The sequence below is a fragment of the Collimonas antrihumi genome, from assembly GCF_018304965.1.
Classification (GTDB): Bacteria; Pseudomonadota; Gammaproteobacteria; order Burkholderiales; family Burkholderiaceae_D; genus Collimonas; species Collimonas antrihumi.
The window spans coordinates 1-13,053 of sequence record NZ_JAGQED010000041.1 but is presented as its reverse complement, the minus strand read 5'-3'; the positions used below and the strand labels follow the sequence as shown (position 1 = coordinate 13,053).

Annotated in this window: 13 protein-coding genes; 9 read left to right on the top strand and 4 right to left on the bottom strand. The window is 51.3% G+C overall.

The annotated features are described in order from the left end of the window. Positions 1–133: 133 nt before the first annotated feature. A complete protein-coding gene (locus KHU29_RS20905; protein WP_211455261.1) occupies positions 134–1,324 on the bottom strand; it encodes an N-acetylneuraminate epimerase in 1,191 nt (396 codons plus the stop codon). A 142-nt stretch (positions 1,325–1,466) separates the two neighbouring features. Beyond that, positions 1,467–2,585: a porin gene (locus KHU29_RS20900; RefSeq protein ID WP_211455260.1), complete on the bottom strand. Its 1,119-nt coding sequence runs from the start codon at positions 2,583–2,585 to the stop codon at positions 1,467–1,469. Positions 2,586–3,105: 520 nt separating this feature from the next. Between KHU29_RS20900 and KHU29_RS20895 the strand changes: the two genes are divergently transcribed. Next, positions 3,106–3,597: a CzcE family metal-binding protein gene (locus KHU29_RS20895; protein ID WP_343216086.1), complete on the top strand. Its 492-nt coding sequence runs from the start codon at positions 3,106–3,108 to the stop codon at positions 3,595–3,597. Between the two features lie 90 nt (positions 3,598–3,687). Here KHU29_RS20895 and KHU29_RS20890 read toward each other — a convergent pair whose 3' ends face one another. Together KHU29_RS20890 and KHU29_RS20885 are read right to left on the bottom strand one after the other, a co-directional pair. Beyond that, complete coding sequence (locus tag KHU29_RS20890) at positions 3,688–3,915, bottom strand: hypothetical protein (protein ID WP_211455259.1); 228 nt, start codon at positions 3,913–3,915, stop codon at positions 3,688–3,690. A 97-nt stretch (positions 3,916–4,012) separates the two neighbouring features. Then, the gene (locus KHU29_RS20885; RefSeq protein ID WP_211455258.1) at positions 4,013–4,324 is read right to left on the bottom strand and encodes a hypothetical protein; all 312 of its coding nucleotides are present in this window, start codon (positions 4,322–4,324) and stop codon (positions 4,013–4,015) included. A 48-nt stretch (positions 4,325–4,372) separates the two neighbouring features. On the opposite strand from KHU29_RS20885, the gene KHU29_RS20880 reads away from it, so the two are divergent. The 8 genes from KHU29_RS20880 (at position 4,373) to KHU29_RS20845 (ending at position 12,925) form a co-directional block, all read left to right on the top strand. Next, positions 4,373–5,515: a YjhT family mutarotase gene (locus KHU29_RS20880; RefSeq protein WP_211455257.1), complete on the top strand. Its 1,143-nt coding sequence runs from the start codon at positions 4,373–4,375 to the stop codon at positions 5,513–5,515. Continuing rightward, positions 5,505–6,185, top strand: a complete 681-nt coding sequence (locus tag KHU29_RS20875; protein WP_211455256.1) for a FadR/GntR family transcriptional regulator — start codon at positions 5,505–5,507, stop codon at positions 6,183–6,185. Before KHU29_RS20880 ends, KHU29_RS20875 begins: the two co-directional genes overlap by 11 nt. Positions 6,186–6,307: 122 nt before the next feature. Beyond that, positions 6,308–7,867, top strand: coding sequence for an ABC transporter substrate-binding protein (locus KHU29_RS20870; RefSeq protein ID WP_211455255.1), 1,560 nt, complete (start codon positions 6,308–6,310; stop codon positions 7,865–7,867). 72 nt (positions 7,868–7,939) lie between these two features. Then, positions 7,940–8,893, top strand: a complete 954-nt coding sequence (locus KHU29_RS20865; RefSeq protein WP_211455254.1) for an ABC transporter permease — start codon at positions 7,940–7,942, stop codon at positions 8,891–8,893. Positions 8,894–8,970: 77 nt separating this feature from the next. Beyond that, entirely contained in the window at positions 8,971–9,828 is an 858-nt protein-coding gene (locus KHU29_RS20860; RefSeq protein WP_211455253.1) for an ABC transporter permease, read from the top strand. A 5-nt stretch (positions 9,829–9,833) separates the two neighbouring features. Further along, positions 9,834–10,754, top strand: a complete 921-nt coding sequence (locus KHU29_RS20855; RefSeq protein WP_211455252.1) for a dihydrodipicolinate synthase family protein — start codon at positions 9,834–9,836, stop codon at positions 10,752–10,754. 168 nt (positions 10,755–10,922) lie between these two features. After that, positions 10,923–11,906 carry an ABC transporter ATP-binding protein gene (locus KHU29_RS20850; RefSeq protein ID WP_211455251.1) on the top strand — a complete coding sequence of 328 codons (984 nt, stop codon included), beginning with the start codon at positions 10,923–10,925 and terminating at the stop codon, positions 11,904–11,906. Further along, entirely contained in the window at positions 11,903–12,925 is a 1,023-nt protein-coding gene (locus KHU29_RS20845) for an ABC transporter ATP-binding protein (RefSeq protein ID WP_211455250.1), read from the top strand. Before KHU29_RS20850 ends, KHU29_RS20845 begins: the two co-directional genes overlap by 4 nt. The last annotated feature ends 128 nt before the right edge of the window (positions 12,926–13,053 follow it).

Genomic DNA, 13,053 nt, shown 5'->3' with positions numbered 1-13,053 from the left:
CGTCCAGCCGTCTGCAGTGAGAATGCGGCCTTTGAGTTGTTTATTCATAGGCGATGTCGGATCTGGAAGCGCGACTATGAGGGATTAGCAAGTCAGCCGAGCTGACCTGCTTTATGCACTTCCAGGTTAAAAATTAGCGAACGATGTCGACGCTCTTGCCGTTCCACTTCATCAAGAACACGTCTTTGCTACCAGCGCCGCCTTGCAACTCGCCGCCAATTACCAATACACCATCATCCAATTGAACGTAGGAACCGTAACCCAGAGGTGCAGGTAATTTGCCGGCCACAACCCATTTACCTTTGACTTCGGCATAGATGTCGGAGCGCCAGGTTTTGGTCAAGCCTTTGTGAGCAAATAATTGACCGGCGTTGTATTGCTTCCATGCGCCGGGGAAGTTGGCGCCGCCGGCGGCCAGCAAGACGCCATTGCTATAACCGGCGTAAGAGCCGGCGATACCTTCTTGCGCGGCTTCACCAGGAGCAGCCACTATTGGCGATAACTTGGCCCAGCTCAGCTTTTCACCGGTGACAGTAACGCTCTTCGCATTTGGCGAACGCAGGCCAGGCTTGATTTCGCCACCGATCAGGGTCACTTTGTTGCCGCTCACAGCCACGCCGGTACCGATGGTGACTGGGTTAGGATCGATGCCCAGATTGCGCCATTGGTTCTTGGCCGGGTTATAGCTCAGCACTTGCTCGGTGAATAGATAATCTTCCGGGCGCTGGTCGAAATAACGTGCCGTGACTTCGTCTTGCAAACCCTTGTTCACGACGGTCGTGATGCTGGAGTCTTGAACTTTGGTGTCCGTCGCAGTAACGAATGCATCACTGAAAAAACCGTCAAAGATTGCTTTGTTGACGCCGCCGAAGAACAAGATGTTCTGACCGTCCAGAGTCGTGACGCCAGCAGCCAGACCGCCCATAGGCGAACGTGTCAAAACCTTGCTCCAGGTGTTGGCAACCGTATCGTATTTCCACACGGTGTCAAAGACGATAAGGTTTTTATCAGCTGGATTTACTTTGCCTTGACCAGCGAACACATACACGTTGGTGCCAATCGCAACCGCATTGGCGTTGTCGCGCTGCTGGTCGGGGAAGGCCGTCAGGGCTTTCCATTGCGCGCCGGGTTTGGATGTGTCTAGCGCATACCACGCGCTAACGGCAGTGCCGAGACCGGCATATACGGTGCTGCCGACTTTGGCGGCGGCTGACATTTTTACGGCGACAGGGAATTCGGCAAACCGCTCGCCGGCAAAGGATGATGCAGCGGCCAACAACGAAGAGGCGATCAGACTTGCGAGCGCAATTTTTTTTATGTTCATACAAAGTCTCCAGAAAATGGGATGTGAATTGCTGGTGCGATCAGATTTTCTTATAAAGCTGCTACGGCAATAACCACGCCAAACACAGCAGCACCGGTCGGTGCCGCTGTGTTTTCAGGCGAGTTCAATCACAACGGCAAGGTTAGAAGTGATGAACAATACCCATATCCCAACCGGTCGCCCGAACAGTTGCTTTGGTGTCATGAGCGATATCAACATAGAGCCACGTGCGTTTCGACATGAAATATTGATAGCCGGCACCCAATTTGCGTGAAGTCCACGGATAGACATTATATGAACTCATGCCGCTGCCGCTGGCATTGAGAACCTTGGTGTTGAGTGCATCATAGGAGAACATCAATTGCCCGTTACCGTACGGCACGGTAGCGCCGATGATGTAATTGGTCGCTTTGACATCTTCAACGTTGTCAACTACGCGTTTGTGACTACCGGTTTCTACGCCAGCACGCAGCAAGACGAAACCAAAGTCGTAGTTGACTGTGCCAGTCACCATACTGGAGTTGTACGGGGTCTTCTCGTAACCAAGGCCGGCGTAAAGAGGACCTTTGTTGTAACCGGCGGAGAAGCTTTCAGGGCGCTTACCCGTCATTTCGAGCAAACCATTGGTGTTGGCTACACCATTAACTGTTGCTGGAACAACTACTGTAGGGCCAAGGCCAACCGGTGGTGTGGCAAAAGACACGGTTTTACCATCTTGAGCAAACATAGCGCTGGCAAACCAGCCGTCATGCGAATAGTTGGCGCTGATGGCACTTTGAAAGCGGGCAGATGTGAACAAATGATTCGCATGCAAACCATTATTATTATGCGTAACGTAGCCGCCGTACGTTTCCCATGGGTCGCCATTGATGCTGACCTTCCAGGCAGGTGTCAGTCGGCGTCCGGCGTCGATCCAGCCATAATCATTGCCAATTTTAACGATCGTATCGGCGTCAAACAGAAGGGTTTGATTTGGTGTGTTTGTGGTGCCGTTACCAATAAGGCCTGCTGCGCCGTTTGGCAGATTTACAGTGGATTGAAGATCCCAACCGACGTAGTAGCCACTACCCAGGTTCTCATTACCTTTGAAGCCCAGCAAACTGCCTTTGCCTTGACGTAAGCCTGTTACGGCGGAGCCGACATCTTGACCGATCGCCGCATCAGCGCGGCCATAGATGGTAATTGCTGAGTCTTCGGCATATGCCGATGCACCGATCGCGCCGAGCAGGGCAGTGGCGATGAGAGTACGTTTGAAATTCATGATGCCTTCTCCGTATATCTAATGGTTATTATAGAAATTATTGCTTCTGGCGAGACCAGTGTGGGGCCAGTTGCGGCTGCCGATTTGCTTCTGTATCGAATCACGAGCCAAATCCAGTGTACAGATATATGATATCTAATGTCAAACAACCGCAAGAAATTTTTATGGCGCGAAGCAGCATAATTACTGACTACATATTCAGTACTGGTGAAAAATGATTTTTACAGAGGGGGATGCGGACTTTTGGAGGAGGTGGGCGGACAGTTTTTTGGATGAGCAAATTGTTCAACCCATCGATGTTTTTGCGCAACATCCGATAGCAGCGCGGTAGTGGATGTGGGGATTTCCTATTCAGGCTATGGTCTTGGAATTGTTTTTTTCAGACTTAAAGCATCGAATGCCCAAATCGGCATATATTTTGGCTTTTCGCATGAATCGGTCAATTACGAATTTACGAAGCAGATATCATACGATGGTAGTGTTTTTGCAGGAGATGGGGCAAATTGTAACTTTTTGATAAATGCCTTCATATTGTTCTATAACAAAAAGAAGAGATCTGATAAAACGGTCGGCATCCAGGTTCCGTTGCGACGACTGTTATTGTTCATTTGGAGGTTCTATGAAATCACTTCTTTTTATGACGTCTTCAGCAATTGTAATCGCGGCAAGCCTACCCTTGGTTGCGTTCGCGCAAGACAGTTCTCCCCATTCAGTGGTGCAAAGAATAGCTGGCCAACGTTCCGTTGCAGGGACGCCTCGGTTGGATCTGTTAGGCGATCCGATACCAGCGTCAGCCGCAAGACGTACCATTAGAATCGGTCCCGACGCCAGGTACGTCAATGTGGTAAGTGGCGAAACGGTCAAATTTGTTGTTGGTGACAGGGCATTTGGATGGGCTTTCGATGGCCCCATACGGAATTTTGATTTGTCCAGGGTTGCCCCGGCCGGCATGTTGGATCACCGTGTGGCGAGTTATGTATCGACCAATTTGGATGAGATTGGCGGTCCCTAATCTATGGTAGCGATTCCATTCCGCCATGATGGGAAATAAATTGTTCATCTCGCGTTCAATTTTTTGTAATCTGCTTTTTGGTCAGGCTTGTCAACTTCGCCGGCTTTTTTGCCTCGACCAGAATTTCAATGGCAAGGGGGGGGGCAGCATCGCTTCGCCAGACGCGACGGCAATGGCGTTGGTCGAAATCGTCAACTCGATGCACTCGATCTGACGAGTCGAGTCCATCGTTTCCGATGCACGCGATACCTCTATGGCGAAGCGGCGATCCTTCAGCAGGTCGGCTGCCTCTGGACGTATTCCTTCCAGAAGCAGCATTTTTTGTGTGAGCGTCCGTAATCAGCCCTGAGTGACTTGGCGATGGACTGAGCACCACCCGACCAGTGGTGGAATCAAAGCGCTAGGATCAGGGCCATTACCACCGCCAGCGAACGCCGGATCGAATTTTCCGCCCCCCCCCTCTCTCTTTCTGAAAAGCCTGCCCATCGACATAGCGCAGCGTGGTTTCGATCCCGACTTGCACGAGCATGGACTGAATCGATTTCATCGTATTCCTGGTTGTCAGGTCGCTGTAGTAAGTCATCAAATCCTGTGGCGTCGCTTTATCTTTGTTCCAGTTGATGGCATGTGGCAATTCCATCGCTTTTCTATTTTTAAAAGTAACTGGTAAGATATTTGACATCTGTTCAATTTGATGTGATACTTGATTCCAAGGTGCCTGAATCAAGACTCCCCAATTGATGCAAATGTGGGGGGGGGTAGGGGGCGCATAACGATGGACTCGCAAATGACATGTGATCTGAATATTGAGAATGAAACGGCTTGGCCTGCATTTCCCGTGACTTTAAGGGAGGCGGTTGGCGCTCAGGTTGGCGGTGTCTTGTACGCAGGATTGGGCACGGCGGCGCATGCCTGGTACGCGCTTGATACACAAGGGGAGCCGAAATCATGGCGGCGGCTGGCGGATTTTCCGGCTGACGCGCCGAGCGGTGCGGCATCAGCGGTGGCGAACGGCAAAATTTACGTTTTTGGTGGTGCTGGACGTGCTAACCCGTCGAGTAGCCTGGAGCAATTCGACGTGGTGCATTGCTATGACCCCCTCTCAGATAGTTGGGCTAAATTGCCGACGCGTCTGCCGGTAGGGATGTTAGGGGCATCGGCGATTTGTGTGGACGGTGTGCGCATATTGGTTTTTGGCGGGTACAACAAACCACAATTTGATTGTTTTTTTGCTAAATACGACTCGTTGGGGGCGTTACAGCAAAAACGTGCTTTGCGTGAATTTATGGACAGGCCGGTGCTGGACTACGAGTGGAATATCAATGTTTGGCAATTTGACGTAACTAATATCGAGTGGCGCAACTTGGGCGGCGTACCGCATCTGCCCAATTGCGGCAGCGGTGTGATTTTGCATCAGGGACAAATCTACTTGTTGAGCGGCGAAATCAAGCCTGGCTTGAGATCGCGTTCAGTCAAGCGGGCTTCAATCAGTGATCGCGGTCTGAAATGGTGTGATGAGAAGAACTTGCCATCGCCAGACGGGGTCGTGCCGCAAGAGGGTGTTGCTGGCGGATTTGCAGGTCGCTGGGGCGAATATCTGGTGCTGGCAGGCGGGACGAATTTTCCGGGCGCGCGGCGGCGTTATGACGCGATGGAGTATTACGCGCACCAAGGTCTGAGCAAGACCTGGCGGGACGAACTCTATGTTTTTCGTGATGATGTCTGGATGATGGTCGGGAGATTGCCTGCTGCGCGCGCGCACGGGTTGTCCTTTCAAGTTGCGCAGGGGCTGTTGCTAGTAGGGGGGGATACGCAGGATGGCATTCCTTGTATGGAATCAATGTTGTTACCCCATAATAGCGCTACGGTACTTTCCCACGATTCAGCCCTTTTTCGGAGAAATTCAAGTGTCAACTAAAGTTCCAGCATATCGCCAAGTTCAAATTGAAATAAAAAAATATATAAAAGAAAACAACTTGAAGTTTGGCGACGGTTTGCCACCAGAGGCATTGCTAGCCAAAAATTTGGGTGTCAGTCGCCCGTCGCTGCGTGAAGCGGTTAAATCGCTGGAATCGTTGGGGATAGTTGAATCGCGACACGGTGAAGGTATTTTTGTTAAGGAGTTCTCCTTTGATTCGATTGTGGAGAATTTGCCCTATTCGATGAATGACGGCGATGAAAATGTGAAAAAGCTCTTGCACGTTCGCAAATATCTGGAGCTTGGAGCGATACCTGCCGTAGTCGAACATATCAGCGACGAAAGTATCCAGCGCCTGAGAGTGCTGGCAGAACGGATGTTAAGCAAGGCGCAGGATAAGCAAACTTTTCCGCAGGAGGACAGGGAGTTTCATGCAGAGATGTATAGCTGCTTGAAAAACGATTTCCTGCTGTCGTTGATTGATTTGTTCTGGAATGTGTTTAATGAAATGAATCAATCTTCTGAGTCGGTGGATCATTGGGCTTTGGAAGAAACCGCGAAAGATCATTTGCGGGTGGTAAGCATGCTGGAGAAAAAAGATGTATTTGGCGTGTTGTCTGCACATCGTCAACATTTTCAGGCGATTGTAGATACCTACCCAGAAGAGTAGGCAGTAGTGGTCGGCAGTAGGTAGTAATTTGTGATTTCGTTTGTTGTTGTGCCAGTTCATAACTAAAAAAAGTTACTGGATTTCTTGAAAATAATCTGATGTACGACTTCCGGAGTATTTGCATGTTGAAATTCGATAAAAAAATTCTGCCCCTGGCGGCTTTGTTAGCCTTAATGGCTGCAAGCACTCCAACCTTGGCAGTGGAGAAGACATTTGTTGGTGCTTTTGACGTAGGTCCAAGTGGTAATGCGCAAAAATTCAATCCTTTGACTGCTAGTGCAGGATTCAGTTTTTACAATAAATATTTCAGTACGCTGACGCTATACGATGTCGGCTTGCAAAAAATCAGCGGTGATTTAGCTGATAGCTGGGTTTTCTCGCTTGATGGCAAAAGCTTGACTATCCATTTGCGCAAGGGCGTGAAGTGGCACGATGGCGCGCCATTCACTTCGAAGGACGTCAAATTCACACTGAATCTGGTCAAGAACCCGGATTCGGCGAGCAGTTTCGCTGCGCGATTGAACAACGTGACTGACATTCAAACCCCAAACGATACAACCGTGGTGCTCAGCCTGAGCTCGCTGGATGCGTCTTTGCCAGATGCGTTTACCAGCATCATGATGATTCCTGAGCACTTGTTAGGAAAGATTCCTGCGAAGGAGCTGCGTAATTCTGATTGGTGGAAGCAACCGGTCGGAACCGGTCCGTTCAAATGGAGTAAATACCTGCCGGATCAATACGTCGAGCTAGATGCCAACAAGAGTTTCTATCGTGGCCGGCCAAAACTGGATAAGCTGATCAACCGCTATTTCAAAGACGGCAGTTCGGCATCGATCGCGCTACAGGCAGGAGAAATTCAGCACACGTATCTGACTTTGGATCAAGTCAAAGAGAGTCAGGGTAATAAAGTATTCGATGTGGTGTCTGGTCCATCGAACGTTCTGAATTACATCGGTTTGAATAATAGCGATCCGCGCTTTAAGGATATACGCGTTCGCCAGGCCATATTGATGGCAATTGACCGGACCTCGATCGTCAAATATGTGTACAACTCGCAGGCGACGGTGAATAATTGCGTGTTGTCGTTGCCAAAGTACGTGCCTGCTGATCTGAATAAATACGCTACGAATGTGCCAAAAGCCAAGCAACTGCTGGCGGATGCCGGTTGGGATAAACTCAATCGGGGCGCACCAATCGAATTGCTGACTTATTACGGCGATCAGGTGTCCAGGGATGTTGTGTCTTCCTTGCAATCCATGCTGGCTGTCATTGGCATCAGTATCAAGCCGCGCTTCGTTGACGCTCCCACATTCTCGCAAATAGTTGACGCAGGAAATTTCACCATGGTGTTTGCGGGTGGTGGCAATGGGCCGGATCCAAGTGTGTTGACACCCTTGATGGATTCAGCCTATGTCCCACCCAAAGGGGTCAACCGGATGCGTGTGAATTTACCGGAACTGGATGCTCTGTTCAAGGCTGGTCAGAAAGAAGCAGACGAAACCAAACGCACTGAAATTTATAAAGACGTTTGTCGTGTCACCAATGCCAAACTGCCTTGGATTCCGTTGTGGATGAGCAACCGTTTCGGTGGTGTTGCGAAGAGCGCGCAGAATGTCATCTGGACGCCTGCACCAAGCGGTGGCCGTTACCAGGATTTCCCTGAAAACTGGAATTTGCGCTAAGCATTCCGCAGTAACTAATCATCATTGATTTCAAATGAAATTCGCATCCTTCGGGGTGCGGTGGGATAACTCATGCTGAAATATTTATTTAATCGGTTCCTGGTCAACATCCCGACTCTGCTCGCCATATTGATCGCCATTTTTGTCATGATCAATATGGCGCCGGGTGATCCCGTCGATGCCTTTGTGCCACCCACGCAAGCATTAACCGATGTGCAAAAAGAGGTTTTGCGACATGACCTGGGTCTAGATAAATCCATGCCGATTCGTTTTCTGATTTGGGTGAAACAAGTCGCGCATGGGGATTTAGGCTATCGCTATAAAGATGGCGTAAAAGTAACGACTGCGATCACGAATCGCATCCCGGCAACCTTGATGCTGACTTTTACCGGACTGACACTTGGTTCGATATTAGGCATATTGACTGGCATTATTTCCGCCAGAAATTACAACCGGAAAACGGACCATATCTTGTCGGTCTTCGCTTATCTGGCTATCAGCTGTCCGGCCTTCCTGGTTGGCATTCTGGGGATGTATGTCTTTTCCTTGAAGTTAGGCTGGTTTCCAGCCGGAGGCTACGCCAACCCCGGAGACGGTAACTGGACGGACATTCTGCGTCATCTGGCGCTGCCTTCAGCAGTATTGGCCGTGCAATTCATCGCCATCCTGATGCGTTATACACGGTCCGGCTTGCTTGAAGTGATGACCCAGGACTATGTACGCACAGCGACAGCTAAGGGATTGTCGGCCAATCAAGTCATGGTGCGTCATGCATTTCCGAATACCTTGATTCCGATCGTGACTGTGATCGGTGCAAATTTCGGGGCGTTGATTGGCGGTGCGGTTTTCGTCGAGGTGGTGTTTTCCTGGCCAGGCATGGGGATGCTCTTTCTGGACGGGATTGAAAGCCGGGATTATCCGTTGATCATGGGGATCGCATTATTCATGGCTCTGGCAATACTGGCCATCAATGTGCTGACCGACATTATCTATTCGTGGATAGATCCGAGGATAACCCTTAAATAGCAGCGCGCTTTTCGTGCATCGGATGGTGTGCGAGTTTGTCTGAATTGTCCTGTAGGTTTTTTTTCAAGAGTGATGACATGAGTAGTCATAAATTGAGAGCTGGCAAGTGGCGGAAATTCAGAGCCAACAAGATCGCAATGTTCGGCCTGTGCGTGTTTTTCCTGGTCACCATGGCCTGTCTTTTTTCAGGCTGGCTGTTTCAATTCGATCCGAACGGGATTGACTTGAGCGCGGCGCTCCAGGCGCCTTCCCGCACACACTGGCTAGGCACCGACCAGACCGGCAGGGATATGCTGGCGCGCACCATGGCTGCCGGGCAGATCTCGATCCTGGTTGGCGCATGTAGCGTGGCGCTGGCGTTGCTGATCGGTACGGTACTAGGAGGTATCGCCGGCTATTTCGGCGGTTGGCTGGATAACCTGATCATGCGCTTTGTCGACGTGGTCATGACCTTCCCCACCATTATTGTATTGATGACCTTGTCTGCAGTGATTGGATCGGGTACCGGCAAGACCGTCATGATTATCGGCTTGCTTTCCTGGCCGCTGGTGTGCCGCCTGGTGCGAGCCCGCATATTGAGTGTGCGCGAAATGGAATTTGTCGCCGCAGCCAAAACATTAGGCGCCGGACATGCCTATATCTTGCTCAAGCATTGCCTGCCAAATACTACGGATGTGTTGGTGGTGTTTTCTTCCTTGGGATTTGTCAGCGCAATCATGGCCGAGGCCGGCTTGAGCTTTCTCGGCCTCGGGGTGCAACTGCCCGATGCCAGTTGGGGCAGCCTGCTAAGCATTGCGCGTGAAGCTTCCATTCTTCAGCAGTATCCCTGGATCTGGCTGCCGTCGGGGGTACTGATTGTGATTACCGCTCTTTCTGCGAATTTTATTGGCGATGGGTTACGCCAAGCTTTTGACCCTAAAACTATTAAGGAATGAACACAATGTCTACGTTGAATTTGCACGGGATCATCCCGCCGGTCGTCACTCCGCTGACGCATGACTACAAGGTTGATAAGCCTAGCTTGCGCCGGGTAATCAAGCATCTGCTGGACGGCGGCGTGCATGGCCTGTTTTTGCTGGGATCGACCAGTGAAGTGGTTTTCCTGAACGCGCAGCAACGCGCCGATGTGATGGAAGTGGCGGTTGAAGAGGCTGGTGGGCGCGTACCGCTGGTGGCCGGCGTTATCGACCCGACTACCGATCGCACTATCGCTTATGCTCGCCAGGCGAAAGAGCTGGGCGTGGATGGCCTGGTGGTGACATCGCAGTTTTATACCCGCACCAGCCAAGCCGAAACCATCGATCACTTCGCGTACGTCAAGGATGCGGTTGATCTGCCGATCATTGCGTATGACATTCCGGTTTGCGTGCAATTGAAATTGACGCGCGAAACTCTCCGTGAGATGTATGACCGCAAGATCATTTGCGCGGTGAAAGACAGCAGTGGCGATGACGGCAACATGCGCATGCTGATGCGCGATTTTGCAGATCATCCCGATTTTGCGATTTTGACCGGCTCGGAAACTTTGGTCGACTACGCTTTGCTGGGCGGTGCGCATGGCAACGTGCCTGGTCTAGGCAACGTCGATCCGGCCGGCTATGTACGTTTGTACAACGCTGCCAAGGCAGGCGACTGGAACGCAGCCCGGGCTGAACAGCATCGTCTGATCGCGTTGTTCGACATCGTGTTCCAGGGTGTTCCGCACACGAGTCCGAACGCATCCGGCGTGGGTGGTTTTAAAACAGCGATGCATTTGATGGGCCTGATTGAAAACCGTCACATGAGCCGTCCGAATCGCCTGCTGCCTGATCCTGCGGTTGAGAAAATCCGCTCCATACTGGTAAGTGCCGGGCTGCTGTAAAACGGAGTAAAAGCAGGAGTGAAACAGGGGTATAGGCAGGCTTGCCGTTCAGTTAAGACAAAAAGTCGTGCCGAGTCGCCGGCACGGCGCGGTTCTGGCTGCTGCGATGCATCTTCCGAGAGTGGCAAATAAGTGCTAACTGAACGGTATTAGGTATAGGTGAGACATATGCTTGGTTCTGATGTAATCCTTGATGTAAAAGGGCTGACAACTACCTTTCAAACACCCGGTGGTGTGGTCAAGGCGGTTAAAGACCTGAATTTTCAGCTGCGGCGTGGCGAAACGCTGGCGATCGTTGGCGAATCCGGATGCGGCAAGTCGGTGACTTCTTTTTCTCTGATGCGTTTGCTGGGTACGCAGGTCGACGTTGCCGGAGAGGTCTGGCTGAAGGATGAGAAAGATCATGCGGTAGACCTGTTGTCGCTTCCCATTGCGGGCATGCAACGGGTGCGAGGCAATCGCGTGGCAATGATCTTCCAGGAGCCGATGACGTCGCTCAACCCATTGCACCGGATCGGCAGCCAGATTGCCGAGGCCATGGTCACGCATGGCCTTTGCTCCAAGGAACAGGCGCGTGAACGGGCGTTATCTTTGCTGACGCTGGTTGGCATCTCTGATCCGGAGGTGCGCGCCATGCAGTATCCACATCAAATTTCGGGCGGTATGCGCCAGCGGGTGATGATTGCGATTGCGCTCGCGTGCAAGCCTTCCGTTCTCATTGCCGATGAACCGACTACCGCATTAGATGTCACTATCCAGGCGCAGATATTGCGCTTGATACGCAAGCTGCAACGTGAAGCCGGCATGGGTGTCCTGTTCATTACGCATGATATGGGAGTGGTCGCCCAGATTGCCGACCGGGTCGCGGTCATGTATGGCGGCCAATTGGTGGAGCAGGCCGAGACCCGTACCTTGTTCAAGCATCCGCGCCATCCTTATACCAAGGGACTACTCGCATCGATTCCAAATCCAAATGTGGATGGACGTCTGTACGGTATTCCCGGGCAGGTCGAACCCGTGTTCGGAGAACCGGTTGGTTGCCGATTTGCGAATCGCTGCAGCCAGGCCGCCGACATTTGTAAAACGGTCAATCCGCCTCTGTTGAATATAGACGGTCAACTGGTCCGTTGCCATTTCGGGGATCAAGCATGAGTTCGAATCTTCAGAAAACGGCGGGAAGTATCCTGTCTTTTGAGAATGTTGGCATCAAATTTGACGCCAAGTCGGGCATGTTCGGGAAAACCCGTTCACTGCACGCGGTGCAGGATGTTTCCTTTGCGCTGCAACCAGGCGAAATTCTGGGCATCGTTGGTGAATCCGGCAGTGGTAAATCGACGTTGGGAAAATTGGGCATGAGCCTGCTGAAACCCACCAGCGGCGCCATCAGATACCAGGGAAAATTGCTGCAGGATTATCGCGGCAGCGACCTCAAGCAATTGCGTTGCGATCTGCAAATGGTATTTCAAGATCCGAACGCCAGCCTGAACAGCCGCCTGACGATAGAACAAAGTTTGCGCGAGCCTTTCATCCTGCATAAACGGGGAAGCCGGCAAGAGCAGCATCAGGAAATTTTACGGTTGTTAAATGTCGTGGGCTTGCCAGCCAGCGTGTTGCAGCGTTACCCGCATGAATTGTCGGGCGGACAAAAGCAACGGGTCGTGATTGCTCGTGCATTGGCGCTGAAGCCGAAGGTGATCATTGCCGATGAAGCAGTGGCTGCACTGGACGCATCGGTGAAGGCGCAGATTATCAATCTGCTGCTGGATCTGCAAAAAGAATTCAACCTGTCGATCATTTTCATATCGCACGATTTGCCGATGGTGCAAACCTTGTGCGATCGCGTGCTGGTGCTGTATCTGGGACGTTTGATGGAGTATGCACCGCGCGACGTCATTGCCCAAGGCGGCAAGCATCCCTATACCCAGGCGTTGTGGCAAAGCTCGCCGATTGCCGATCCCGATCTGGTTTTCTGTGATGACGAACCGCTCAAAGGTGAAATCCCCAGTCCGTTGAATCCGCCTGCCGGTTGTGTGTTCCACACGCGTTGTCCGCGAGCCTTTCCGAAATGCAGTGAGCAAATTCCAGGGCTGTATCAACTTGGCCCGCAGCACAAAGTCGCATGCTTGCTGTATGAAACACAGCCTGTGGTTGAGGCGCTTCCTACTCCCTGACTTAAGGAATGTCTGAATAAGTCCCAAACAAACCGATATTAATAAAAGCTACTTTTTTAAACCAAAAAAATGCGACTTCAAGACTACGAATATCAGATTAAGTCGGGCGGTTCATCGCCCGACTTAGC

Bases quoted from the DNA above. Each gene is read 5' to 3' on its own strand.
- KHU29_RS20865 (WP_211455254.1), top strand. From the start codon at position 7,940: ATGCTGAAATATTTATTTAATCGGTTCCTGGTCAACATCCCGACTCTG.
- KHU29_RS20855 (WP_211455252.1), top strand. From the start codon at position 9,834: ATGTCTACGTTGAATTTGCACGGGATCATCCCGCCGGTCGTCACTCCG.
- KHU29_RS20845 (WP_211455250.1), top strand. From the start codon at position 11,903: ATGAGTTCGAATCTTCAGAAAACGGCGGGAAGTATCCTGTCTTTTGAG.
- KHU29_RS20905 (WP_211455261.1), bottom strand. From the start codon at position 1,324: ATGAACATAAAAAAAATTGCGCTCGCAAGTCTGATCGCCTCTTCGTTG.
- KHU29_RS20860 (WP_211455253.1), top strand. From the start codon at position 8,971: ATGAGTAGTCATAAATTGAGAGCTGGCAAGTGGCGGAAATTCAGAGCC.
- KHU29_RS20850 (WP_211455251.1), top strand. From the start codon at position 10,923: ATGCTTGGTTCTGATGTAATCCTTGATGTAAAAGGGCTGACAACTACC.
- KHU29_RS20900 (WP_211455260.1), bottom strand. From the start codon at position 2,585: ATGAATTTCAAACGTACTCTCATCGCCACTGCCCTGCTCGGCGCGATC.
- KHU29_RS20870 (WP_211455255.1), top strand. From the start codon at position 6,308: ATGTTGAAATTCGATAAAAAAATTCTGCCCCTGGCGGCTTTGTTAGCC.
- KHU29_RS20890 (WP_211455259.1), bottom strand. From the start codon at position 3,915: ATGCTGCTTCTGGAAGGAATACGTCCAGAGGCAGCCGACCTGCTGAAG.
- KHU29_RS20895 (WP_343216086.1), top strand. From the start codon at position 3,106: ATGCCTTCATATTGTTCTATAACAAAAAGAAGAGATCTGATAAAACGG.
- KHU29_RS20880 (WP_211455257.1), top strand. From the start codon at position 4,373: ATGGACTCGCAAATGACATGTGATCTGAATATTGAGAATGAAACGGCT.